General features: G+C 63.9%; 20 protein-coding genes. 11 read left to right on the forward strand and 9 right to left on the reverse strand.

From position 1 onward, the window contains the following. The first annotated feature begins 87 nt into the window (after positions 1-87). Positions 88-1,530, forward strand: coding sequence for a M23 family metallopeptidase (locus tag HDE76_RS13590; RefSeq protein WP_184508511.1), 1,443 nt, complete (start codon positions 88-90; stop codon positions 1,528-1,530). 13 nt (positions 1,531-1,543) lie between these two features. Then, on the forward strand, positions 1,544-2,677 hold the full coding sequence (locus HDE76_RS13595; RefSeq protein WP_184508323.1) for an anhydro-N-acetylmuramic acid kinase: 1,134 nt from the start codon (positions 1,544-1,546) through the stop codon (positions 2,675-2,677). Here HDE76_RS13595 and HDE76_RS13600 read toward each other — a convergent pair. Beyond that, positions 2,644-3,873: an MFS transporter gene (locus tag HDE76_RS13600; RefSeq protein ID WP_184508326.1), complete on the reverse strand. Its 1,230-nt coding sequence runs from the start codon at positions 3,871-3,873 to the stop codon at positions 2,644-2,646. The two genes, HDE76_RS13595 and HDE76_RS13600, sit on opposite strands and share 34 nt — an antisense overlap. A gap of 88 nt (positions 3,874-3,961) precedes the next feature. Further along, positions 3,962-4,732: an exodeoxyribonuclease III gene (locus HDE76_RS13605; RefSeq protein WP_179482142.1), complete on the reverse strand. Its 771-nt coding sequence runs from the start codon at positions 4,730-4,732 to the stop codon at positions 3,962-3,964. Between the two features lie 158 nt (positions 4,733-4,890). Here HDE76_RS13605 and pyrE point away from each other — a divergent pair, with 158 nt between their 5' ends. After that, complete coding sequence (gene pyrE, locus HDE76_RS13610; protein ID WP_179481988.1) at positions 4,891-5,538, forward strand: orotate phosphoribosyltransferase; 648 nt, start codon at positions 4,891-4,893, stop codon at positions 5,536-5,538. Between the two features lie 88 nt (positions 5,539-5,626). Then, on the forward strand, positions 5,627-6,277 hold the full coding sequence (locus HDE76_RS13615; protein ID WP_179481989.1) for a DUF4124 domain-containing protein: 651 nt from the start codon (positions 5,627-5,629) through the stop codon (positions 6,275-6,277). A 101-nt stretch (positions 6,278-6,378) separates the two neighbouring features. Here the strand turns inward: HDE76_RS13615 and HDE76_RS13620 are convergent, their stop codons facing one another. Genes HDE76_RS13620 through coaBC form a run of 3 tightly spaced genes read right to left on the reverse strand, consistent with a single transcriptional unit; the run spans position 6,379 to position 10,430 of the window. Then, positions 6,379-8,700: a phosphomannomutase/phosphoglucomutase gene (locus HDE76_RS13620; protein WP_184508329.1), complete on the reverse strand. Its 2,322-nt coding sequence runs from the start codon at positions 8,698-8,700 to the stop codon at positions 6,379-6,381. A gap of 57 nt (positions 8,701-8,757) precedes the next feature. Next, positions 8,758-9,213, reverse strand: a complete 456-nt coding sequence (gene dut, locus HDE76_RS13625) for a dUTP diphosphatase (RefSeq protein ID WP_179482144.1) — start codon at positions 9,211-9,213, stop codon at positions 8,758-8,760. A gap of 8 nt (positions 9,214-9,221) precedes the next feature. Further along, positions 9,222-10,430, reverse strand: a complete 1,209-nt coding sequence (gene coaBC, locus HDE76_RS13630) for a bifunctional phosphopantothenoylcysteine decarboxylase/phosphopantothenate--cysteine ligase CoaBC (RefSeq protein ID WP_179481993.1) — start codon at positions 10,428-10,430, stop codon at positions 9,222-9,224. A 96-nt stretch (positions 10,431-10,526) separates the two neighbouring features. On the opposite strand from coaBC, the gene radC reads away from it, so the two are divergent. From radC to HDE76_RS13650, 4 genes are all read left to right on the forward strand, one after another. Further along, positions 10,527-11,198: a DNA repair protein RadC gene (gene radC, locus HDE76_RS13635; RefSeq protein WP_179481995.1), complete on the forward strand. Its 672-nt coding sequence runs from the start codon at positions 10,527-10,529 to the stop codon at positions 11,196-11,198. 525 nt (positions 11,199-11,723) lie between these two features. Next, the gene (gene argS / locus HDE76_RS13640; RefSeq protein WP_179481997.1) at positions 11,724-13,412 is read left to right on the forward strand and encodes an arginine--tRNA ligase; all 1,689 of its coding nucleotides are present in this window, start codon (positions 11,724-11,726) and stop codon (positions 13,410-13,412) included. Then, entirely contained in the window at positions 13,412-14,119 is a 708-nt protein-coding gene (locus HDE76_RS13645; protein ID WP_179481998.1) for an SPOR domain-containing protein, read from the forward strand. The genes argS and HDE76_RS13645 overlap by 1 nt, the downstream gene beginning before the upstream one ends. Before the next feature lie 129 nt (positions 14,120-14,248). Beyond that, positions 14,249-14,716, forward strand: coding sequence for a thioredoxin family protein (locus tag HDE76_RS13650; RefSeq protein ID WP_179482000.1), 468 nt, complete (start codon positions 14,249-14,251; stop codon positions 14,714-14,716). Between the two features lie 46 nt (positions 14,717-14,762). Here HDE76_RS13650 and HDE76_RS13655 read toward each other — a convergent pair whose 3' ends face one another. The 3 genes from HDE76_RS13655 to speA form a co-directional block, all read right to left on the reverse strand. Continuing rightward, positions 14,763-15,626 (reverse strand): NAD(P)-dependent oxidoreductase, encoded by an 864-nt coding sequence (locus HDE76_RS13655; protein ID WP_179482002.1) that lies wholly within the window; start codon positions 15,624-15,626, stop codon positions 14,763-14,765. 91 nt (positions 15,627-15,717) lie between these two features. Next, positions 15,718-16,518: a 3-hydroxybutyrate dehydrogenase gene (locus HDE76_RS13660; protein WP_184508332.1), complete on the reverse strand. Its 801-nt coding sequence runs from the start codon at positions 16,516-16,518 to the stop codon at positions 15,718-15,720. Positions 16,519-16,567: 49 nt separating this feature from the next. Next, positions 16,568-18,487, reverse strand: a complete 1,920-nt coding sequence (gene speA, locus HDE76_RS13665) for an arginine decarboxylase (protein WP_179482006.1) — start codon at positions 18,485-18,487, stop codon at positions 16,568-16,570. Between the two features lie 365 nt (positions 18,488-18,852). Between speA and speE the strand changes: the two genes are divergently transcribed. Beyond that, positions 18,853-19,722, forward strand: coding sequence for a polyamine aminopropyltransferase (gene speE / locus HDE76_RS13670; protein WP_179482008.1), 870 nt, complete (start codon positions 18,853-18,855; stop codon positions 19,720-19,722). A gap of 62 nt (positions 19,723-19,784) precedes the next feature. Here the strand turns inward: speE and HDE76_RS13675 are convergent, their stop codons facing one another. After that, positions 19,785-19,979, reverse strand: a complete 195-nt coding sequence (locus HDE76_RS13675; RefSeq protein WP_179482010.1) for an antitermination protein NusB — start codon at positions 19,977-19,979, stop codon at positions 19,785-19,787. A 193-nt stretch (positions 19,980-20,172) separates the two neighbouring features. Here HDE76_RS13675 and HDE76_RS13680 point away from each other — a divergent pair, with 193 nt between their 5' ends. Both HDE76_RS13680 and HDE76_RS13685 read left to right on the forward strand, forming a co-directional pair. Continuing rightward, complete coding sequence (locus HDE76_RS13680; protein ID WP_343205711.1) at positions 20,173-21,213, forward strand: hypothetical protein; 1,041 nt, start codon at positions 20,173-20,175, stop codon at positions 21,211-21,213. Between the two features lie 76 nt (positions 21,214-21,289). Then, a complete protein-coding gene (locus tag HDE76_RS13685) occupies positions 21,290-21,922 on the forward strand; it encodes a ParA family protein (protein ID WP_179482014.1) in 633 nt (210 codons plus the stop codon). Positions 21,923-21,952 lie beyond the last annotated feature (30 nt).

Genomic DNA, 21,952 nt, shown 5'->3' on the forward strand with positions numbered 1-21,952 from the left:
CCCTTGATGCAAAAGGACGTTGACGCTGTTTAGACGCGGCCGCTATGGTACGACCTGTTTGTGAACGTATTTGCGGGGCGTGTCGAAATGGCGGAAGAGAAGCAGGGAGCGCGCAAAGCGCGCAAACAGGCCATTTGCCGCAAAGCGCAGCAGCAACACTCGCATTTTTACGAGCGTTTCGCCCACTGGTCGTTTCACCAGTCGGATGTCGTTGAACCTATCCACTGGCATCGCGAGCGCTGGGTGCTTGCCGGTATGGCGATGCTGATCACGCTGCTGTCCGGTTTCATCATGCCGGCATGGGCGAGCGCGATGCGACCCGCGGCGGTGCCCGAAGCGCATACGGTTCTGAAGCTGGCTTTGCCCAAAGTCGCCGAGGTCAGCGCACCGGCGCCTGCCGTGGACGACTGGCAGGTTGTGCGCGTGCAGCCGGGGCAGACCCTTTCGGACATCTTTACCGGCCGCGGCCTGAGCATGACCGATCTACAGAAGGTCGTGGATGCGTCCGGCCCGGCCAAGACGGCACTGCACCACATCCATCCGGGCGAAGAATTCGATTTTCTATTGGGTAGCAATCACGTCCTCAAAGGCCTGCGCTTCGATCAGGACGACGCCAACCGCGCCACGATCCGTCTCGACGGCGACCAGCCGACGGTCAGTATCCAGCCTCGCGACATGGACATGCGCGAACAGGTGGCCCATGGCGTCATTCACAGCAGTCTTTACGCCGCCGGCGATCAGGCCGGCCTCGACGCCGCCATGGTCGGCAAGCTGGCCGACCTGTTCAAGTACGACGTCGATTTCGTACAGGACCTGCGCGAGGGCGACAGCTTCACGGTGATTTACGATGACGTCTATCGCGACGGTGTCCGTTATGGCGAAGGCAATATCGTCGCGGCGGAATTCATCAATCAGGGCCAGCGCTATACCGCCTACCGCTTCAAGAAGGCTGGTGGCGACTATGGCTGGTTCAGCGAAGACGGCCGGCCGATCCAGAAATCGTTTCTGCGTATCCCGGTGGATTTCACCCGCATCTCGTCGACGTTCAGCTCGGCGCGGCTGCATCCCGTGCTCGGCCTGATGCGCGCGCACAAGGGCGTGGATTACGCGGCACCGACCGGTACGCCGATCCACGCCGCCGGCGATGGCGTGATCAAGTTCAAAGGATGGATGAACGGCTACGGCAATTTCGTCATCATCCAGCACAGCGGCACCATCAGCACCGCCTATGGCCACATGTCGCGCTTCGGCAGCGAGCGCCTCGGCCAGCACGTCACCCAGGGGCAGGTCATCGGCTTTGTCGGCATGACCGGTCTGGCTACCGGGCCGCACCTGCATTACGAGTTCCGGGTCAATGGCACGCAACGCAATCCGCAGACCGTGACCTTGCCGAAGCCGGAGCTTTTGCCGGCCGCGCAATTGGCAAAATTCAAATCGCAGGTGGTGCAGCCGCAGTTGGCGCGTCTGACCGAGCTTGACGCACGCATCAAGCTTGCCAAGACCAACGCTCCTGCCAACAACGACAACTGATTGCGGCGGCGGCGTGACTGACGATTCGGCGCTCTATCTCGGAATGATTTCCGGCACCAGCGCGGACAGCATCGATGCGGCGCTGGTCAGCTTTGCAGACGGCGCGCCGCAAGTTAAGGCCACGTACGCTTACCCCTGGCCACCCGTGCTTCGGGAACGAATGCTCGCCCTCATGCAGGACGAGGTCGCGCTCGATCTCGATGCATTTGGACGTCTGGACGTCGAAATCGGGCGCTGCTTTGCCGAAGCCGCACTGCGGCTGTTGGAACAAAGCGGCACGCCGGCAACATCGGTGCGCGCCATCGGCTCTCACGGCCAGACCGTACGCCATCGGCCGACCGGCGACCATCCATTCACTCTGCAACTGGGCGATGCCAGCGTGATTGCGGAGCGTTGCCGCATCGATGTGGTTGCGGATTTTCGCCGTGCCGATGTTGCGGCCGGCGGGCAGGGCGCACCGCTGTTGCCGGCGCTGCACGCCATGCTGCTGGCGCACGACGGTCACAGCCGCGTGGTACTGAATCTGGGCGGGATTGCCAACATCACCGTACTGAACGCCGACGGCACCGTACTGGGTTTCGATACCGGGCCGGCGAACGGACTGCTCGACGCATGGTGCCTACGTCATCGCGGCGAATCCTTTGACCGCGACGGTGCGTTCGCTGCCAGCGGCACCGTCGATAACTCGCTGCTCGATGCACTACTGGCCGACCCTTATTTCGCGCTGGCGCCGCCCAAGAGCACGGGGCGCGAACATTTCCATCTCGGCTGGCTGGCGGCGCATCCACACCTCGCCAACCTCAGCCCTGCCGACGTGCAGGCCACCTTGCTGGAGCTGACGGCGCGCAGCGTCTCCGAAGCCATCGCGCAGCAAACACCACCGATGGCAGATGTCCTAGTCTGCGGTGGCGGCACGCACAATCAACGGCTGATGCAGAGGCTGGCCGAACGGCTCGCGCCGCGCATGGTCAGCAGCACGGCAACACACGGCATCGACCCGGATTTTCTGGAAGCCACCGCTTTTGCGTGGCTGGCGCGTCAGCGGTTGCTGAGGCGGCCAGGCAATCTGCCGGCCGTCACCGGTGCGCGTGGACCTCGCGTACTCGGCGCGATTTACTCGGCCCCTGCCGCCGATGCGTCGGCATGACGAAACCGCGGCCATAGATAGAAGAACAACAGCGTGGCCGGAATGATCGACAGCACGGTGATCACGAAATATTCGCCGTAGCCGGTCGCCGCCGCGATCCCGCCGGCAAAGAAGCCGAGAACCTTGCCCGGCAGATTCACCATCGAACTGAGCAGCGCGTACTGGGTAGCTGTGTGTTCGCGATTGACCAGTGACGAAAGAAACGCCACCGTCGGCGGCCCCAGCATGCCGAGCGTGAGGTTCTCGCCGGAAATCACCATCGTCAGCACGAGCAGGTTGCCCGGGTGCGCGATCAGCGCCAGATAAAGCAGATTGCTGCAGCCACACAGCACAACGGTGACGCCCAGCGATCGCCAAGCGCCCCAGCGCGCTACCGCGGCACCGCCAAGAAAGACGCCGACGATGCCAATCCAGATACCGTAAATCTTGGTGATGCTGCCGATCTCGGTCTTGGAGAATCCCATGTCACGATAGAAAGGGCTCATCACGCCGCCGATCGTGGCCTGCTCGGGAATCTTGAACAGCAGGATAAACAGCAGCGTCACGCCGGCTATATGCCAGCCATAACGACGAAAGAAATCCGCAAAGGGATCGACCACGCTCTCGCGCATCGCAACGCGCCAACCACGTGGAGCGATGAAGTGCACGTCGGGCTCCCGTGCCGCCAGAGTGGCAGCGATCGGCACGCCCATGGCAATAGCCATCACCAGATATACCCAGCTCCACTCTATATGGTCGGCAAGAATCAATGCGAGCGCCCCGGCCAAGATCAACGCAATGCGATAGCCCAGCGAATACGTGGCGACCAGCGCACCCTGTGCATCGACCGGTGCAATCTCGATACGATAGGCGTCGACCGCAATGTCCTGCGTGGCGCCAAAGAACGCCACGATCAACGTCGCCGCGACAAAGGGCACCAACTGCACGGGTGTCAGCACGGCCATCGCCAGCAAACCGGCCACCACGCCGAGCTGCGCAAACAGCAGCCAACCGCGCCGCCGACCGAGGCGCGAAAAACCGGGGATGCGCCAGTGGTCGAGCAGCGGCGCCCACAGAAATTTCAGCGCATAGGTCATGCCTGCGCTCGCGATCATCGTGATGTCTTTCAGCAAAATGCCGTTTTCTTTCAGCCAGTACGCCAAGGTTCCGGCCACGAGCAGAAATGGCAAGCCCGACGAAAACCCGAACAACAGCATGGTCCATGCCGCCGGCTGCGCAAAGGATTTCCAGACCGATGGCCTGGCGCTCCTTGCGGCCTGTACCGACCGATTTGGGCCGACCGCCTCAGTCGGCATAGTCGACGATATAAGGCGCGTGATCGGAGAAGCGCTGATCGCGATAGACCGAACAGTCCCTCAGTCGATCCTTTAACGAGGGCGTGATTACTTGATAGTCGATGCGCCAACCCACGTTGTTGGCGCGCGCCTGACCGCGGTTGGACCACCAGGTGTACTCCACCGCATCGGGCTTGAGCGCGCGGAAGCTGTCGACCCAGCCGCGCTGCTGGAAGAGCAGATCCAGCCATGCGCGCTCTTCCGGCAGGCAGCCTGAGTTCTTCTGATTCGAACTCCAGTTTTTGATATCGTTTTTCGTGTGCACGATGTTCCAGTCGCCACAGATCACGTAGTCGCGGCCACTCTTCAGCCAGCCGTCGAGAATCGGCGTAAACCAGTCCATGGCCTTGAACTTGAACTGCTGGCGCTCATCGCCGGACGATCCAGAAGGGAAGTACAACGACACCACCGAGAGGTTGCCGAAGCGCGCCTCGATGTAGCGGCCTTCATTGTCGAATTCGTCCCAGCCGAGCTCGGTGAGCACCTGATCGGGCTCGCGCTTGGCATAGATGGCGACGCCGCTATAGCCCTTTTTGCTCGTCGCATCGCGATAAAAACAGTGGTGTCCATCGGGACGAAACATCGGGTCGCCGAGCTGATCCTCCTGCGCCTTGGTCTCCTGTAGGCAGACCACGTCCGCATCCTGCGTACGCAGCCAGTCGAATACGCCCTTGGTCGCGGCCGAACGGATGCCATTGGCATTGAGGCTGATGATGCGCATGAAGTTTTCCAGCAAGTGATGCGCGATCATAACAACCTCAGCGGGCGTCACGGACTGTGAGCGGCGTTACCATGGTCGACGTCGCGCCGCGTAGCGTCGAGTAACCGCCGATACGGCCGAATCTTTTCTCTTTCACGTCATTGCAAGCGAGGCGATCTGTGCACGATTACCAGCGCGACTTCATCGAACTCACCCTCGGCCGCGACGTGCTGCGCTTCGGCGAGTTCACCCTGAAATCGGGGCGTCTGAGCCCCTACTTTTTCAACATGGGCCGGATCGATTCCGGTGCCGCGCTGGCGCAGCTCGGTCGCGCCTATGCCGCCGCCGTGGTGGATTCCGGCATCCAGGTCGACATGCTGTTCGGCCCTGCATACAAGGGCATCGCGCTGGCGGCGTCCACGGCCATCGCGCTGGCCGACCAGCATCAGCGCGACCTGCCCTGGGCCTACAACCGCAAAGAGGCAAAGGATCACGGTGAAGGCGGCACGCTGGTTGGCGCGCCGCTGAAAGGCCGCGTACTGATTGTCGACGATGTCATGACCGCGGGCACCGCCGTGCGCGAATCGCTGGCCTTGATTCAGGCGCAAGGCGCCACCGCGGCGGGTGTGCTGATCGCACTGGATCGGCAGGAGCGCGGGCAGGGCGAACGTTCCGCCGCGCAGGAAGTGGCGGCGGATTACGGCATACCCGTCATCGCCATCACCAGCCTCGACGACGTGCTGGCCTATGCCGGCGAGCGACCACAGCTCGCCGACGACCACCGTCGCCTGCTGGCCTACCGCGAACGCTACGGCGTTCAGCGCTGAACACCCTGAGGCAACCGACGATTTTGCCGACGTGGAGAGCTGGTATCGCGATAGCGACGGTTATACTGACGCCAACAGGGGAGAGTCCATGCACAAGCGCTTATTGATCTTCACCGCCGTCACGCTGTTTACCAGCACGGCGATCGTCGCTCAGACGCCCTCGACCGGCAGCGGCCTGCGCTACAAGTGGCACGATGCCCAGGGTAAGGTCCACTTCAGCGACAGCCTCAATGCTGAAGCGATGAAATATGGCTACGACGCGGTGAACGATCAGGGCCTGGTGATTCAGCACGTCACCCGCCAGCTCACGCCGGAAGAGCGTGCCGCCGCCAGCCAACTGGCCATCGAGCAGGCGAAAAAGCAGCGTATCGAGCAGGACCGCATTAACGCCGATGCGCAGATGCTGGAGGCGTACCCGGACGAGAACATGTACAAGATCTCGCAACAGCAGGCGCTCGATACGCTGGACCAGCAGATCCACACCACCCAGCTCAACCTGAAGACGCAGGAAAAAGCGCTGACCGATCTGCTCGGCCGCGCGGCGGAAATCGAACGCACGCAGAAGACGGTGCCGAAGTTCATGAATGACAGCATCGCCAGCCAGCGGGCGGTGGTTACCGGTCAGCAGAACACCCTGCAGCGCCAGCAGGCTGCGCGTGCACAGATGCTGCAGAACCAAGCCGCGCAACTGGCTCACTACCGCGAGATCAAGGCGGCGCAGGCAAAGCCGGCGCAGTGAGCTGGTGCCCCGGACAACTCGCCGGATCGATCACCTCATACATAAAAAAGGCCAGCGATGCTGGCCTTTTTTCTTGGTTCGGCGTAGCAAAGGCTCCTCGCTCAGAACGGCATCTTCAGCGTGAAGTCGACCGCCAGCAGTTGCTTGCGGAAAACCTGCTGGATGCGCTTTAGCGCCAGCGCATCGTCGGCTTCGAAGCGCAATACCAGCACCGGCGTGGTGTTGGACGCGCGTACCAGCCCCCACCCATCGGGCCAGTCCGCCCGCAGACCGTCGATGGTGATCAGCGTGGCGTCGCCAAAGCTGGCCTGCTGACGAAACTTATCCATGAAGGTGTAGTGCTCGCCCTCGGCCAGCTCGATCTTCAACTCGGGCGTGGAGACGCTCTTGGGCAGCGTGGCGAAAATCTCTTCCGGCGAGCGCCCCTGCATGTCGCCACCAAGAATTTCCATCAGCCGCGCGGCGGCGTATATGCCGTCGTCGAAACCGTACCAGCGCTCTTTGAAGAAAAAGTGGCCGCTCATCTCACCGGCCAGCTCCGCCCCGGTTTCGCGCATCTTCGACTTGATCAGCGAGTGACCGGTGCGCCACATCAGCGGGCTGCCGCCGGCGTCGAGAATCTGACCTTTCAGATGGCCCGTGCATTTGACGTCGTAGATGACGGTGGCGCCGGGCTGACGCGACAGCACATCGCGCGCGAACAGCATCAGCAGGCGGTCGGGAAAGATGATTTCGCCCGAGCGCGTGACTACACCCAGGCGATCGCCATCGCCGTCGAAGGCGATACCCAGATCCGCACCGGTGCTTTTGACCGAGACGATCAGGTCTTCCAGATTGTGCGGATCGGACGGGTCGGGATGATGGTTGGGGAAGGTGCCGTCGACCTCGCAGTACAGCGGAATCACCTCGCAGCCGACGCCCTCCAGCACCTGCGGCGCCAGCGCTCCGGGAATCCCGTTGCCGCAGTCGACTACGATCTTGAGCAGACGCTCGGCCTGCACGTCGCCGACGATTTTCTCGATGTAATCGGAGGCGACGTCGACCTGGCGCAGCGCGCCCTGGCCATCGCTTTTCAGCGCGCCGGTGGCGATGCGCTGGTAAAGATTCTGGATAGCGTCCTCCGCCAGGGTTTCGCCACCGACCACGATCTTGAAACCGTTGTAGTCTGGCGGATTGTGACTACCGGTCACCGCAACGCCGCAGCCGGTGTTGTAGCGGAAGGCCGCGAAATAGACCACCGGCGTCGGCACCGCCCCGAGGTCGATCACATCGATGCCGGCCGCGCGCAGACCGTCGCACAGCGCACCTGCCAGCTCCGGCCCCGACAAGCGACCGTCGCGGCCAACCACGATTTCGCGCAGGCCTTGCTCGCTCATCAGCGTGCCGATCGACTGGCCGAGCGCATGGGCGACTTCCGCGTTCAAGGTTTTTCCCACCACGCCGCGTACGTCGTAAGCGCGAAAAATACTCGAGTCGAGCTTGACCGTCGGCACGCTGGGCAATGCAGGAGAAGAAGCCGCTGCTGCGTCGCTCGGCGGACTGATTCGCCGGATTCTTTCAGGCACAGGGACATCCTCGGGTTCATCAACGATCAATGGTGCCGTTGGCCGCAGGCGCAGGCGCAACAGGAAAAACGCACCGCCGACGCCGAGCAGGGTGAGTAGCGCGGCCAATGGCCAGACGTGCGGAAGAACAATAAAGGCGTCCGGCAACGCCGCGTTGACGCTGAACGCGCTGCCGGGCACCGGCTTGGCCGACACTTCCGCCACTGCCGAAGCCGCACCGTGTGAAGAAAGGCTCATCTCGCCGTGCTCGTCGTCCTGGCGCAGCTCGAGCCTACCGCCGGCCGGCGATACCGAATCGAACAGCTGCTGCAGCGGCGCAAACGGCAGCTCGACCCACACCCAGGCGAGCGGATCCTGCGGCGCTCCCAGCGGCGTGATCAGGGTGAGATGCCGGTCGCCGTTGCCGGCAGCCACGCTTTGCACCGGCACAGTGCCATCGGCGCCTTTCGCGGCCATCAGCTGCGCCGCCTTGGCATAGCCGAAGTCGTGGTAATTCGCGTGCAGCACCTCGCTGAGATCGCCGCGGTAAAGCTCGACCTTCTTCGCCTGTGGCAACTGCAATTTCAGCGCATCCAGAGTCTTTGCCGGATCGGCCACTGCGGTAGCGGGATCGACGGAATGGACGGCCCTTTGCACCTTGCCACGCTGCGCGGCTATCTCGGCGGCCAGCACCCGCAGCGCCCGATCCTGCGCCGCGTGGACATGGTCGATCGAAGTGGATTCGTCGGCAATCAGATAGGTCTGCCACGCGCAAAACAGGCCCAGCAAAAGCAGCAACGTACCGCCGGCCAGCGGCAGCTGGCGCCGCCAGTCGACCGGCGACTGTCGCGCGCGAACCTTTGCCATGCTTAACGCCATAGTCCATCCCCGGGAGTTCTGGATGCGCGGCCTACCGGCACCGCGTCCAGCCCCATCCTAACGGATACCGGTCGAGCCGAAGCCACCGGCGCCGCGCTCGCTGGCGACAAATTCCGTCACGACGTTCAAGCGCGCCTGCGCTACCGGCACCAGCAGCAGCTGCGCGATGCGGTCGCCGACCTCAATGGTGTACGGCTGCGTGCCGCGGTTCCAGCAGGAAATCATCAGCGGGCCCTGATAGTCCGCATCGATCACGCCGACCAGATTGCCCATCACCAGCCCGTGCTTGTGACCCAGTCCCGAGCGCGGAACGATCAGCGCACACCAGCCCGGATCGCCGATATGGATCGCGATGCCGCTGGGCACCAGCACGCTGTCGCCGGGCGCCAGGGTCTGCGGTTGATCAAGCGCCGCGCGCAAATCCATACCGGCACTGCCGATGGTGGCCGTCTCCGGCAAGGGAATACTTTTGCCAAGACGCGCGTCCAGAATCTTCATCGCGACGTCGATCACCGGGCGACTCATCCGGCGCGGCTCGCGCGATAACGCTGCGCCACCTGGGCAATCAGCTGACGGGCCAGTTCCGGCTTGGCGACCCGCGGCAGATCGATCGATCCGTCGGCCCAATACACGCTCAACGCATTGTCGGCCGCCTCGAAACCCAGGCCTTCACCGACCTGATTGGCGGCAATCATGTCCAGCCCCTTGCGGCTGAGCTTCTGCTGCGCGTAGCTCGCCACATCGTGGGTTTCGGCGGCAAAGCCGACCAGAAACGGATGCGTCGGTTGCGCCGACAGGGTCGCAAGAATGTCCGGGTTTTCGCTGAGCTGCAGCGACAGGCCAGTGCCATCGCATTTCTTCAATTTGTGCACGGAAACCTCGTTCGGACGAAAGTCGCCAACGGCTGCTGCACCGATGTAGATATCCGACTGCTCCGCCGCCGAAAGCACTGCGGCATGCATCTGCGTCGCGCTGCGCACGTCGATGCGGCGCGCCACGCCGGCCGGTGTCGCCAGGCTCACCGGACCGGCGACCAGGGTCACCTGCGCACCGGCCAGCGCGGCCGCCTGCGCCACCGCAAAGCCCATGCGGCCGGAGCTACGGTTGCCGATGAAACGCACCGGATCGATATCTTCGTACGTGGGGCCGGCACTGACAACGACATGCAAACCGGCCAGCGAGCCGTCGCCAAACGACGCAGCCAGGGCGTCCCGCAATTCGTGCGCTTCGAGCATCCGCCCGTTGCCGACGTCGCCGCAGGCCTGGTCGCCCGAGGCGGGGCCGAGCACGTGTACGCCGCGCTGGCGCAATGTGTCGACATTCACCTGCACCGAAGCATGCGCCCACATCTGCTGATTCATCGCCGGCGCGACATACAGCGGCGCGGCGCTGGCCAGGCACAGGGTCGTGAGCAAATCGTCGGCCAGACCGTGCGCCAGCCGCGCGAGGATATCGGCGCTGGCCGGTGCAATCAGAATGCGCTCCGCCCAGCGCGCCAGCTCGATATGGCCCATCGCCGCTTCGGCCTGCGCATCCCACAGGCTCACGCGCACGCTTTGACCCGACAGCGCCTGGAAGGTGGTGGCGCTGACGAAATGCGTGGCGCTTTCGGTCATCACGACGCGCACGTCGGCGTCCAGGTCGCGCAGGCGGCGGACCAGTTCGCAGGACTTGTAAGCGGCGATGCCGCCTGACACTCCCAGCAAGATGCGGCGTTGGGCAAGACTCATGTAAGGCGGGCCTGACAATCGGGCAGACGCGTAGCTTACCGGATTCGTTTGTTTCAGCTGCTGTATCCGCCAGTCACCAGCCGGCATTGTCTTCGCATGAGCATACGAGACTGGCCCGAAGGCGAACGTCCCCGCGAAAAACTACTGGCCCGCGGCAGCGCGGCGCTGTCCGATGCCGAGCTGTTGGCCGTGCTTTTGGGCAGCGGCAGCCGCGGCAAGGACGCTATCGCGCTGGGTCGCGAACTGCTCGACAACGCCGGCAGTCTCGGCGCACTGCTGAGCCGCCCCGAGCGGCAGATCCGCGCGGGAGGACTGGGGCCAGTCAAGCGGGCGCGGATCGTCGCGGCTCTCGAACTGGCGCGGCGCAGTCTGGCCGAGGAATTGCTGCAGCGTCGGAGTCTGGGCAATCCGCGCGACAGCGGAGACTACCTGCGGGCCAAGCTGCGCCATCTGCCTTACGAGGTATTCGGCTGCCTATATCTGGACAACCGCCATCGCGTGCTGGCCTTCGAGGAGCTGTTCCGCGGCACAGTCGATAGCGCCAGCGTGCATCCGCGTGAGGTGGTACGCGCCTGCCTGCAGCACAACGCCTGCGCGGTGATTTTTGCGCACAACCACCCGTCGGGCGAGGCTGAGCCCAGCGCGGCCGATCATGCGATTACACACGAATTGCGTGACGCCCTGCGACTGGTGGGCGTGCGCGTGCTCGATCATCTGGTGATCGGCAGCGGTGATCCGATATCCATGGCGGCGCGCGGCCTACTCTAAGAGCCTGCCGACCCGGCTGCTGCGACCGTCTTTCAGCCCACAAAAAAGCGGCGTGGATCAACCACGCCGCGGCGCCGATTTGACTGTGGGAGAGAGCGGCGTCTCCGATGCCATGTCATGGAGGGGAGTCATGCCAGGCACCGTTGCATCTTGGCTATGCTGCATGACAACCGAATGACTTGCGCGTTTCGAAAGGAGTGCCGCATGTCGCCGAAACTTATACACAAAACGGTGAGAACAGTGCTTGCGAGACGGGTCATGCCGCATCATCGAGATAGATAATTTAAATATTTGAATTTATTGTTTTTTTTATCCAAATATGGCGCCAATGGCTGCCGAACTCCCAACATACCCAGCAGGCTCCAGGTTTTCCCCACAGACTTATCCACAGGCCCTATCGCGGCGGCGCATCACGCGGCTTGCTTGGTCCAACCCCAGGCGCCGCCCTGACTCAGCGGTATTTACTGCCTCCGGCGCAAACCGGTCTGTTAAGATCGGCGGTTCCATCCGCATTCGATCTCACCCGTGAAAGCACAGCTGCGCGAACTGGTTCTGCAGGCGATCAAGTCTTTGCAAAACGACACCATCCTGCCCGCGGACTTGGCCTTGCCCGGTTTTGTGATCGAGCGTGCGCGCAGCCGCGAGCACGGCGATTTCGCCTGCAATATCGCCATGCTGCTGGCCAAGCCGGCGCGGGCCAAGCCGCGTGAGCTGGCCGAAAAGCTGGTCGCCGCACTGCCCCCCAGCGCGCTGGTAGAGAAAGTCGAGATCGCCGGTCCCGGCTTCATCAATTTTTACCTGTCGCCCGGCGCTTATCACGCCGAGGTACGGCAGATCTTCGACCGCGGCGATGCCTACGGCCGCAGCGAAAGCGGCGTCGGCAAGACGGTCGGCGTGGAATTCGTGTCGGCCAACCCGACCGGCCCGCTGCACGTGGGTCACGGCCGCAATGCCGTTATCGGCGACTGCCTGAGCCGGCTGTTCGATGCCACCGGCTGGAACGTGAAGCGCGAGTTTTACTACAACGACGCCGGCGTGCAGATCGCCAACCTGGCTATTTCGGTGCAGGCGCGCGCGCGCGGCATCCTGCCGGACGACAGCGGCTGGCCGGAGAACGGCTACCGCGGCGACTACATCGCCGACGTGGCGCGCGCCTATCTGGATCGCGAGTCGGTCGTTGCCGATGGCGAAACCGTGGTGGGCGAGGGCGATGTCGACAATCTCGATGCGATCCGTCGTTTCGCCGTGGCCAGCCTGCGCCGCGAGCAGGATCTCGACCTGAAGGCGTTCGGCGTCGGCTTCGACGTGTATTTCCTGGAGTCGTCGCTCTACAGCGACGGCAAGGTCGAGGAAACCGTGAAGGGGCTGGTCGACCACGGCCACACCTACGAGAGCGAGGGCGCGCTGTGGCTGCGTACGACCGACTACGGTGACGACAAGGACCGCGTGATGCGCAAGTCCGACGGCACCTACACCTATTTCGTGCCGGACGTGGCTTACCACCTGAGCAAATGGCAGCGAGGCTACGAGAACGCCGTCACCGTGCTCGGCTCGGATCATCACGGCACGCTGGCACGGGTGAAAGCCGGCTTGCAGGCACTCGATGTCGGTATCCCCAAGGATTGGCCGCATTACGTGCTGTACCAGATGATCACCGTGATGCGCGGCGGCGAAGAAGTGAAAATTTCCAAACGTGCCGGCAGCTATCTCACCCTGCGCGACTTGATCGACGAAGCCGGGCGGGACGCCACTCGCTATTTTCTGATCGCACGCAAGACCGACTCGCAGCTGATTTTCGATATCGATCTGGCGCGTTCGCAGAGCAACGACAACCCGGTCTATTACATCCAGTACGCGCACGCCCGCGTGTGCAGCGTGCTGCGCCAGGCGCCTGAAAAGGGTTTCACTGTCGATCTGCAGCAGGGCCTCGCCCATCTGAAACGGCTCGACACCGAGCACGAGCAGATCCTGCTGACCGAGCTGTCGAAGTATCCGGAGCTGGTCGAGGCCGCGGCGGCGAATCTGGAACCGCATATTCTCGCCGCGTGGCTGCGCGAGCTGGCCAACGCGTTTCATACTTACTACAACTCGCACCAGTTCCTGGTCGACGACGACGCGCTGCGTAATGCGCGACTTGCGCTGGTGGTAGCCACCCGGCAAGTCCTGAAGAATGGTCTGGGTTTGTTGGGCCTGAGCGCCCCGGAGAGCATGTAATGGCACCACGCAAGGGCAAAGGCCGGCAGGCCGTGCGTAACAACAGCGGCGGTTTTCCCGGCTGGGGTTACGCCGTCATCGGCATTCTGGTCGGCGCGATCATGATGGCGGTGGTCATGCGCGGCTCGCTGTTCGACAGTCTGCATAAACCCGACGGCCCGCAGGCCAACCCGCAGGCCACCGCCGAAAGCGGCAGCGATCCGGGCGTAGCGCAGCCACCGCCGGCCGAATCGGCGCCGAAGAAACCGCAGTTCGATTTCTATTCCGTACTGTCGGAAAAAGAAGTGCGCATTCCCGATGCGGTGATCAGCGCACAGGCGCGCGCCGAACAGCAGAAGCAGGCGGCCGCCCAGCCGGTGGCAGCGCCGCCAACCGCTTCCACGCCGTCGACGCCGACCAACACTGCACCGCCGGCAGTCAAGGAGAGCATTACCGCGGCGCCGGCTGCGGCACCCGCGAGTCCTGCCGCTGGTAGCGGCTATCTGCTGCAGGTCGGCGCGTTCCCGAATCCGTCCGATGCGGAAACGCTGAAGGCGAAACTGGCGATGCAAGGATTCATAGCCTCGGTGCAATCCGTCAACGTGGGTGGGCAGGCCTATCACCGCGTGCGCCTGGGGCCGTTCCGCTCGGCGACCGACCTGGAGTCGACCAAGCAGCGGCTGGCCAGCGCCGGCATCAATGCGATTGCCTTGAAAGAAGGCAAGTAAGGCGCTTCGAACTAGGCGTGGCTTATGCCCAAACGGCATAAGCCACGCCTTTTTTATTTGGACGGCCAAAAGCACACAAAGCACGCAAACGGTTATGCTCGGCGTTCGTACCCGTCACGGATCGCGTCCATGAAACGTCTGCTATTGCTGCTTACCCTGCTGGTCGGTGCCCAGGTCGCTGCCGCCGAACTTCCTTACAACACCTCGGCCGATGCCAACGCGGATATCGCCCATGCGCTGGCGCAAGCCAAAGCCAAGCGCACGCCGGTGCTGTTGATCTTCGGCGCCAACTGGTGTGAAGACTGCCGCTCGCTGAACCGTGCGCTCAATACCGAAAAAAATGCGGCGCTGATCCATCAGCAGTTCCAGGTCGTGAAGATCGACGTGGGCAACTTCGACCACAACCTCGATATCACCAAGCGCTACGACGATCCGACCAAGAACGGCATTCCGGCGGCGGTGATCGTGTCGCCGGACGACAAGATTCTTTACTCGACCAAGGCCGGCGAGCTGTCCAACGCCCGCCGCATGAATGACGATGGCGTCTACGGTTTCTTCAAGCAGGCGATCGCCTCGTCGCAATCCAAGGCGAAATAAAGCCGCCGAAGATCGGCCAACGCAAAAGCCGGGCGGCGCGAACCGCTCAGCTTTTGCGCTTCAGGCGGATCAAGGCTGAAATGTCGTCATCGCCATAACCCTGGCTCATCAGCTCCGCGTAATCGGCAAGCGATTGCTTGATGACCCGCGTGTCGGTACCGGCCTGCTCGGCGATACCGCGCACGATGACCAAGTCCTTGTGCAGCAACGCCAACTTGAAGCCCACGCTGAATTCGTCGCGCAACATGGTCGCGCCGCGCTTTTCCAGAAACCAGTTGCCCGCCGCACCCGCGCCGAGCGTGGGGATCAGGCGCTCCGGATCGAGGCCCAGCGCCTCGCCCAAGGCAAGTCCGGAACACACGGCCTGCGCGATGCCGGCCACCAGTACCTGATTGACCGCCTTGGTCGCCTGACCCGCGCCGACCGCGCCGAGATGGGTCACCTTCAAGGCATAGGCCTCCAGCACGGCGCGCGCGCGCTCCAGCACGTCCGCTTCGCCGCCCACCATCACCGACAGCTTGCCGTTCTTCGCACCTTCCACCCCGCCAGACACCGGCGCATCGAGAAAGTGCGCGCCTACCTCGCCGAGCCGCAGCGCGGCGCGGCGCGCCGTGTCCGGCGCCACGGTGGAATGATCAATGACGATGGCACCGGGCTTCAGGTGCGGCGCCAACGCCTCGACCGTGGAAAGCACGTCGGCATCCGCCGTGACGCACAGCGCGATCACGTCACACTGCGCCGCCAGTTCAGCCAGTGTCTCCGGTGCGCTCACGCCGAGTTTTTCCGCCAGTGCCGCTGCCTTCGCTTGCGTGCGATTGGCTACCGCGACCAGCAGGCCGCGTTCGTGAAGGTGGGTCGCCATTGGCGCACCCATTGCGCCCAAACCGATGAAACCTGTCTTGATACTCATATGTATTCCTTGCGGATAGTCGATTCTTGCCGCGGCACCACCGGTACAGCACTGGCGCACTCGCAAGAGTGCACCGAGTCGAGCGCAGCGGCTATTGCATATGCCAGCCGTGGGTCACCACGATGGATTGTCCGGTCAACGCCGCCGACGGAAACGTCGCCAAATAGAGCGCCGTCTGCGCGATGTCTTCAACGGTGGTGAATTCGCCGTCCACCGTATCCTTCAGCATCACGTCCTTGACCACGGCGTCCTCGCTGATGCCCAGCGCACGGGACTGCTCCGGAATCTGCCGCTCCACCAGCGGCGTGCGCACAAAGCCCGGGCAGATGACGTGCGAGCGCACGCCATGCGCGGCACCTTCCTTGGCCAACGTGCGTGCCAGGCCGAGCAGGCCGTGCTTGGCGGTGACGTAAGCCGACTTCAGCTTCGACGCCTCGTGCGAATGGACCGATCCCATGTAGATGACGATCCCGCCATGGCTACGCCCTTCGGCATTTTCCCGATACATGTACTGCAACGCGGCCTTGGTGGTGAGAAAGGCGCCGTCGAGATGAATGGCCAGCATCTTCTTCCAGTCAGCAAACGCGAACTGGTCGATCGGATTGACGATCTGCACGCCGGCGTTCGAGATCAGGACGTCCAGACGTCCGAACGCCTTGATCACGGTGTCGGTGCCCGCGTCGACCGCTGCTTCGTCGGTGACGTCCATCGCGATGCCGACAGCCCGGCCGCCGCTCGCATTGATCGCCGCGGCGACCGCGTCGGCGGCGCACCGATCGATATCGGCGATCGCCACGCTGGCGCCGTGCTGGGCGTACAGCTCGGCGATGGCCTTGCCGATACCGCTGGCGGCACCGGTGATCAACGCGACCTTGCCATCCAGACGTGCCATCAGTGATTCCTCGATTGATGTCGTAAAGCCATGATCGGGCGGAAAGGCTTCAGCGCCCTTCTTCGGCCAGATAGGTATACGCCGTAAGACCGCCGTCGAGCGTGGTGTAAAGCTGGTCGGCCAGTGTGCCGGTGACGCCAGCGGCAGCGATGCGATCACGATAGCTCTGCCGCAGCGCGGCCAGGTCGTAGCCGACGTAGTCGAGCATCAGATCAGTCGTATCACCGCTGCGCTTGTGCGCAAACACGTAGCCGTCGCCATCGACGCGCACGTTGACGGCATCGGTGTCGCCGAACAAGTTGTGGATGTCGCCCAACGTTTCCTGATAGGCACCCACCATGAAAATGCCGAGCCGGTAGCTCTCGCCTTCGTTCAGCGCATGCAGCGGCAGACTCACGTCGACGCCCTCGGCATCGACGTAATGATCGATGCGGCCGTCCGAATCGCAAGTCAGGTCGACGATCACGCCGCGGCGCGTGGGCCGTTCGTCGAGCCGGGCGATCGGTGCGATCGGAAAGATTTGTCCGATCGCCCAGATGTCCGGCACCGATTCGAACACCGAGAAATTGACGAAGTACTTGTCGACCAGCTTCTCGTCCAGCTCGTCCAGCGCCTGCCGGTGCGATCGCTCGGCGGGCAGCAGCCGCGTGCGCACAGCATTGGCGATGGCGTAGTACATCTCGTCCAGCCGCGCGCGATCGGTCAGCGTGAGCTGGCCCAGCGCATACAAGGTCTGGCCCTCGGCGAGGTGATGCTGGGCCTCGTGGAACAGCTCCAGCGGCGGACGGCGGTCGATCTCCTCGTGGGTTTCGCGCAAGCGCCGCAGCACCGCCGCCTCGGCCGCGTCCGGTGGCGGAATCGCGCCGGTCGGCACTTCTTCCACTTCGGTGACATTGACCACCATCACGGCATGGTGCGCAGTCATGGCGCGGCCCGCTTCGGTGAGGATGTGCGGCGCGCTCAGCCCTTCGGCTTCCACCGCCTCGGCCAGCGACTGCACGATCGTCGACGCGTACTGCTCGATCGAATAGTTGATCGAGTTGTGGCTGCGCGAGCGCGTGCCTTCGTAGTCCACACCGAGGCCGCCGCCGACGTCGACGATCTCCAGCGGCACACCCATGCGGGTCAGCTCGACGAAGTAACGCGTCGCCTCGCGCATGCCGTTGGCGATGTCGCGCACATTGGAAATCTGCGAACCCATGTGAAAGTGCTGCAGCTTCAGCGTGTGCTTAAGGCCGGCGGCATCGAGCCGCCGGGTCAGCGTGAGCACCTGATCGGGCGACAGGCCGAACTTGCCCTTGTCGCCACCGGTGTTCTGCCATTTACCGGCGCCGATGGAGGCCAGCCGCACGCGCACGCCGAGCAGGGGCTCGACGTCTAGCGCGCTGGCTTCGGCAAACACGTGCTCGAGCTCGGACAGCTTCTCGATCACGATGTGCACGCGCAGCCCCAGCTTCAGCCCGATCAACGCCAGACGCACATATTCGCGGTCCTTGTAGCCGTTGCAGATCACGATGGAACCGGGGCGCGCCATCGCCAGCACGGCCATCAGCTCGGGCTTGGAACCGGCCTCCAGGCCGAAACCATGCGTGCCCGCGGCCACCAGCTCGCCGGCCACACCGCGCTGCTGGTTGACCTTGATCGGGTAGATAGCCGTATAGCCGCCCGAATAATTCCATTCGCCGATCGCCTTGGCGAAGGCGTCCTGCAACTTGGACAGGCGATCGGCGAGAATGTCGGGAAAACGCACCAGCAGCGGCAGGCGCAGACCTTCGTCGCGCGCACGCGCCACGATGCCGGGCAAGGACAGGGCGGGACCCGTCGGGCCTCGCGGGCGAATGACGATGTCGCCGCCGGCATCCGCATCGACATAGCCATCACCCCAGTGCGCCATCGCGTAGGTGTCGCGGGCGACGTCGGTGCTCCAATCGGGTGTATTCCAATCGGATGTGTTCCACTGCTTCGCCATCGGCGAATCTCCTCAAGTGACCAGATCTGGACGGCCGCAGGCCCTGCATCAACGGCATGTAGCCCACGAATGCGTCGCAGCGGCGAGCCTTGACGGTATCGCCCGTTGGCCGGCCGCCGGCTCGCGGCGGCACGTCAGCGGGCACGAAGTTCGACCGGCCGGAAGCCTCGCACGCCGCGGGGCCGGTCGAACTTGCCGGCCGCGCGACGCGCTGCGCCGCCGACCGAACCGCTATTGTAATGGTCGCCTGTGACGATATGCGTATGGCCGTTGAACTGCGCCTTTGCGCCGCGCTTCTTTAGGATGCCGTTTCAGCAGTTACAATGGCCGGCCCCATTCTCCCTTGCACGTCAGGAACTCCCGCCATGTCGCAGCAGCACACGCCGAATGAAGTCCGCTGGTTCACCGAAGCCCACCAGGCCTCCGGCTCCTCCATCGGTTTTCGCACCGAGCAGCAGCTGCACGCCGAGAAAACGCCGTTCCAGACCATCGAGATCTACAAGACCACCGACTGGGGCAACCTGATGGTGATCGACGGCTGCGTCATGCTGACCACGCGCGACAATTTTCTCTACCACGAGATGATGACCCACCCGGCGCTGTTCACCCATGCGCGCGCCAAGCGCGTGGTGATCATCGGGGGCGGCGACTGCGGCACGCTACGCGAGGTGCTCAAGCACGAGGAAGTGGAAAAAGCCACGCAGGTGGAAATCGACGAGCGCGTGACGCGGCTGGCCGAGGAATATTTCCCTGAGCTGTGCGACAGCAACCACGATCCGCGCGCCGAGCTGCTGTTTATCGACGGCATCAAGTATATGGCCGACGCCGAGCCGGAATCGCTGGACCTGATCATCGTCGATTCGACCGATCCGGTCGGACCGGCCGAAGGCCTGTTCAATGCCGCTTTCTACACCAGCTGCTACAAGGCGCTGCGCCACGGCGGCATCCTGGTACAGCAGAGCGAATCGCCGCTGGTCCATCTGGACCTGATCAAATCGATGCGCTCGGCCATGCGCGCCTCGGGTTTCTCTGCCGTGCGCACGCTGCCGTTTCCGCAGCCGTGCTACCCCACCGGTTGGTGGAGCTGCACGATGGTGCGCAAGGGCGGCGACCTGTCCGGTTTCCGCGAACGCGGCGCGCTGAGCAAAAATTTCCCCACCCGCTACTACAACGCCGACATTCACAAGGCCGCGCTGGCGCAGCCGGAATTCATGCGCGAGGCGCTGGGCGAGTAATCCGGCCGGAGCCCTGTCTGCGGCGGAGCACGCCGCGCGTCGGGGGGTGGCCCGAGCGTCGGCTAGAACAGCTTGCTGCGTACCTTGGGCAGCAGCACCAGCAGCAGCGTAGCGATCGGCCCGAACAACAGCGACAGCAAGAACCACAGCAGGCCGCTGCGGTTCTTGCCCTGCGCCAGCGCCGCGTTGACCAGCGCCAGCGTGCCCCAGCCCGCAAACCACGGTGCGCCTGTAGCGAAGGTTAAATAATGATCCAATGCGTTCTCCCAACCAGTTCGGGCCCGTCGCGGTGGCGCGCCAGCTGCCCATGAGTTCCACAAGCCATGCATATGGAGAGTCCTATCCTAACAAGCATCGCGGCGGCTGCCCGTCCGCCGGGGTGATTGGATCAGCCCGGCTTAATCGGCGCAGGGTATGCTGACCGCTTTAATCTGTAGACGGAAACCGATGATGCGTGGACTGCACCGCCTTGCCCTGACCTGCGCCCTGTCGCTCGCCTTCGCGCCTGCATTTGCCGCCGACGCCGCCAAGCCCGCGGATCCCGCGGTCGCCGCACCCTCGCGCGACAAGGCGTTGCTGGCCTACCAGCATGATCTGGTCAGCGTACTGGCGCCACGCGCCGACGCCATGCCGCTGCTGGCCGCCGCCATCCTGTCGCGGCCCTTGACCGACCTGCCCAAGTTCAACAATTTCCACGGGCTGATCGACCGCGCGGCGCAGGCCGATGGCGCCGCCGATATCGCGGCGGCCATCAGCTGGACGCGGCTGGCCGATTGCGACAGCAAGGCAGATGCCTGCCCCAATGCATCGGCGCTCGAACAGCTCACCACGCAGGCGCCGGACAACGCCGCCGTGTGGCTGCTCAAGATCGGCGAAGACACCCGCAATATGAAGCAGGACGCGGCGCGCGCCGATCTGGCCAAGGCGGCCAACGCCAAGCTGTATGAGGATTACGCCGGCACCAGCCTGAAGGCGCTGGCCAACTCGGTGGGCATACTGCCGCCGCCGGCCGATACGTACGACAGCGCCAACGCCAGCGGTGCGGCCGGGGTGCAGGTCGTGCTCGTCTACGGCCTGGCCAACGCGCAGCCGCAGCCCGTGCTGCAGGTGACCGCCAAGCTGTGCGAGAGCGCCGCCGGCGATGCATCCATCAAGGCCGACTGTCTGAAACTGGGCAAGGTGCTCGAGTGGGGTTCCAGCCCGCTGGGTCGTTCGCTCGGGCTGCATCTGCGCGAAGTGCTGGCCGACGATCCGGCGCAGCAGGAAGATGCCAAGCACGCGCGCCTGAGCCTGATCTGGCAGGTGCAGAGCTTCAGCCGTCTGCTCGGTCGCGCGCAGAATGACGCCGCTGTCGCGCAGCATCTGGTGACCATCGCCCGCCGCGGCGGCACCGAAATGAGCTTGCTGCTGACCGCCCTGCGCGACAACAACATCCCGACCGAAGCGCCGGCCGACTGGAAGCCGCCGTCCGCGTCACAGCCGCAGGGCTGATCTCGTCGCAGCGCAGCTTTGCGCCGCATCCGCAGCCGTGTAGGCTTGGGCCACCTTCCGCGGCAGGGGTGAGTCGATGCTTACGACGCTGGTGGCAAGCAGCAAAGGTGGATGCGGCAAGAGCACGCTGGTAACCCAGCTGGCCTCGCACTGGGCGCAGGCGGGTCAGCATACCGCCATCATCGATGCCGACCGCCAGGGCTCCAGCTTTCGTTGGGCGGCCCTGCGGCCGGACAATGTACCCGGCGTACTGGCGCTCGAAGGCGGCAAGAAAGCCCTGCAGAAGGTGCCTGCCGACACGCAGCAGCTGTTGATCGACACACCGGCCGGCGTGGGTGAACGCGAGCTTGAGCCCTACATCGAATCGGCCGACGTGCTGCTGGTGCCGGTACTGCCGTCCTCGTTCGATCTGCACGCCACGCTCGGTTTCATCGAAGAGCTGCAGAAGATCAACCGCATTCGCCGCGGCAAACTGCCAGTCGCGCTGGTCGCCAACCGGCTCAAGCCATGGACCCATGCCAGCCAAGACGCGGTCGCCCAGCTCGCCGAGCAATCTCCCTTTCCGATCGCCGCACAGCTGCGCGACAGTCAGGCCTATGTGCTGCTGAGCGCGCTGGGCAAGGGCATCTTCGATTACCAGTCCGAGCAGGTGCGCAACCACCAGCAGGATTGGAAAGCCCTGCTGCGCTGGATCAAGCGCCAGCAGTGAAAGTCCATCCAGCAATCTCGCCTTCCGCTG

It is taken from the genome of Rhodanobacter sp. ANJX3, from assembly GCF_014200755.1.
Lineage (GTDB): Bacteria > Pseudomonadota > Gammaproteobacteria > Xanthomonadales > Rhodanobacteraceae > Rhodanobacter.

What these genes read in the sequence shown, in the direction of transcription:
- HDE76_RS13590 (WP_184508511.1), top strand. Translation starts at nt 88, where the DNA reads ATGGCGGAAGAGAAGCAGGGAGCGCGCAAAGCGCGCAAACAGGCCATT.
- HDE76_RS13600 (WP_184508326.1), bottom strand. Translation starts at nt 3,873, where the DNA reads ATGCTGTTGTTCGGGTTTTCGTCGGGCTTGCCATTTCTGCTCGTGGCC.
- HDE76_RS13605 (WP_179482142.1), bottom strand. Translation starts at nt 4,732, where the DNA reads ATGCGCATCATCAGCCTCAATGCCAATGGCATCCGTTCGGCCGCGACC.
- HDE76_RS13615 (WP_179481989.1), top strand. Translation starts at nt 5,627, where the DNA reads ATGCACAAGCGCTTATTGATCTTCACCGCCGTCACGCTGTTTACCAGC.
- HDE76_RS13620 (WP_184508329.1), bottom strand. Translation starts at nt 8,700, where the DNA reads ATGGCGTTAAGCATGGCAAAGGTTCGCGCGCGACAGTCGCCGGTCGAC.
- coaBC (WP_179481993.1), bottom strand. Translation starts at nt 10,430, where the DNA reads ATGAGTCTTGCCCAACGCCGCATCTTGCTGGGAGTGTCAGGCGGCATC.
- radC (WP_179481995.1), top strand. Translation starts at nt 10,527, where the DNA reads ATGAGCATACGAGACTGGCCCGAAGGCGAACGTCCCCGCGAAAAACTA.
- HDE76_RS13645 (WP_179481998.1), top strand. Translation starts at nt 13,412, where the DNA reads ATGGCACCACGCAAGGGCAAAGGCCGGCAGGCCGTGCGTAACAACAGC.
- HDE76_RS13650 (WP_179482000.1), top strand. Translation starts at nt 14,249, where the DNA reads ATGAAACGTCTGCTATTGCTGCTTACCCTGCTGGTCGGTGCCCAGGTC.
- HDE76_RS13655 (WP_179482002.1), bottom strand. Translation starts at nt 15,626, where the DNA reads ATGAGTATCAAGACAGGTTTCATCGGTTTGGGCGCAATGGGTGCGCCA.
- HDE76_RS13660 (WP_184508332.1), bottom strand. Translation starts at nt 16,518, where the DNA reads ATGGCACGTCTGGATGGCAAGGTCGCGTTGATCACCGGTGCCGCCAGC.
- speA (WP_179482006.1), bottom strand. Translation starts at nt 18,487, where the DNA reads ATGGCGAAGCAGTGGAACACATCCGATTGGAATACACCCGATTGGAGC.
- speE (WP_179482008.1), top strand. Translation starts at nt 18,853, where the DNA reads ATGTCGCAGCAGCACACGCCGAATGAAGTCCGCTGGTTCACCGAAGCC.
- HDE76_RS13680 (WP_343205711.1), top strand. Translation starts at nt 20,173, where the DNA reads ATGCGTGGACTGCACCGCCTTGCCCTGACCTGCGCCCTGTCGCTCGCC.
- HDE76_RS13685 (WP_179482014.1), top strand. Translation starts at nt 21,290, where the DNA reads ATGCTTACGACGCTGGTGGCAAGCAGCAAAGGTGGATGCGGCAAGAGC.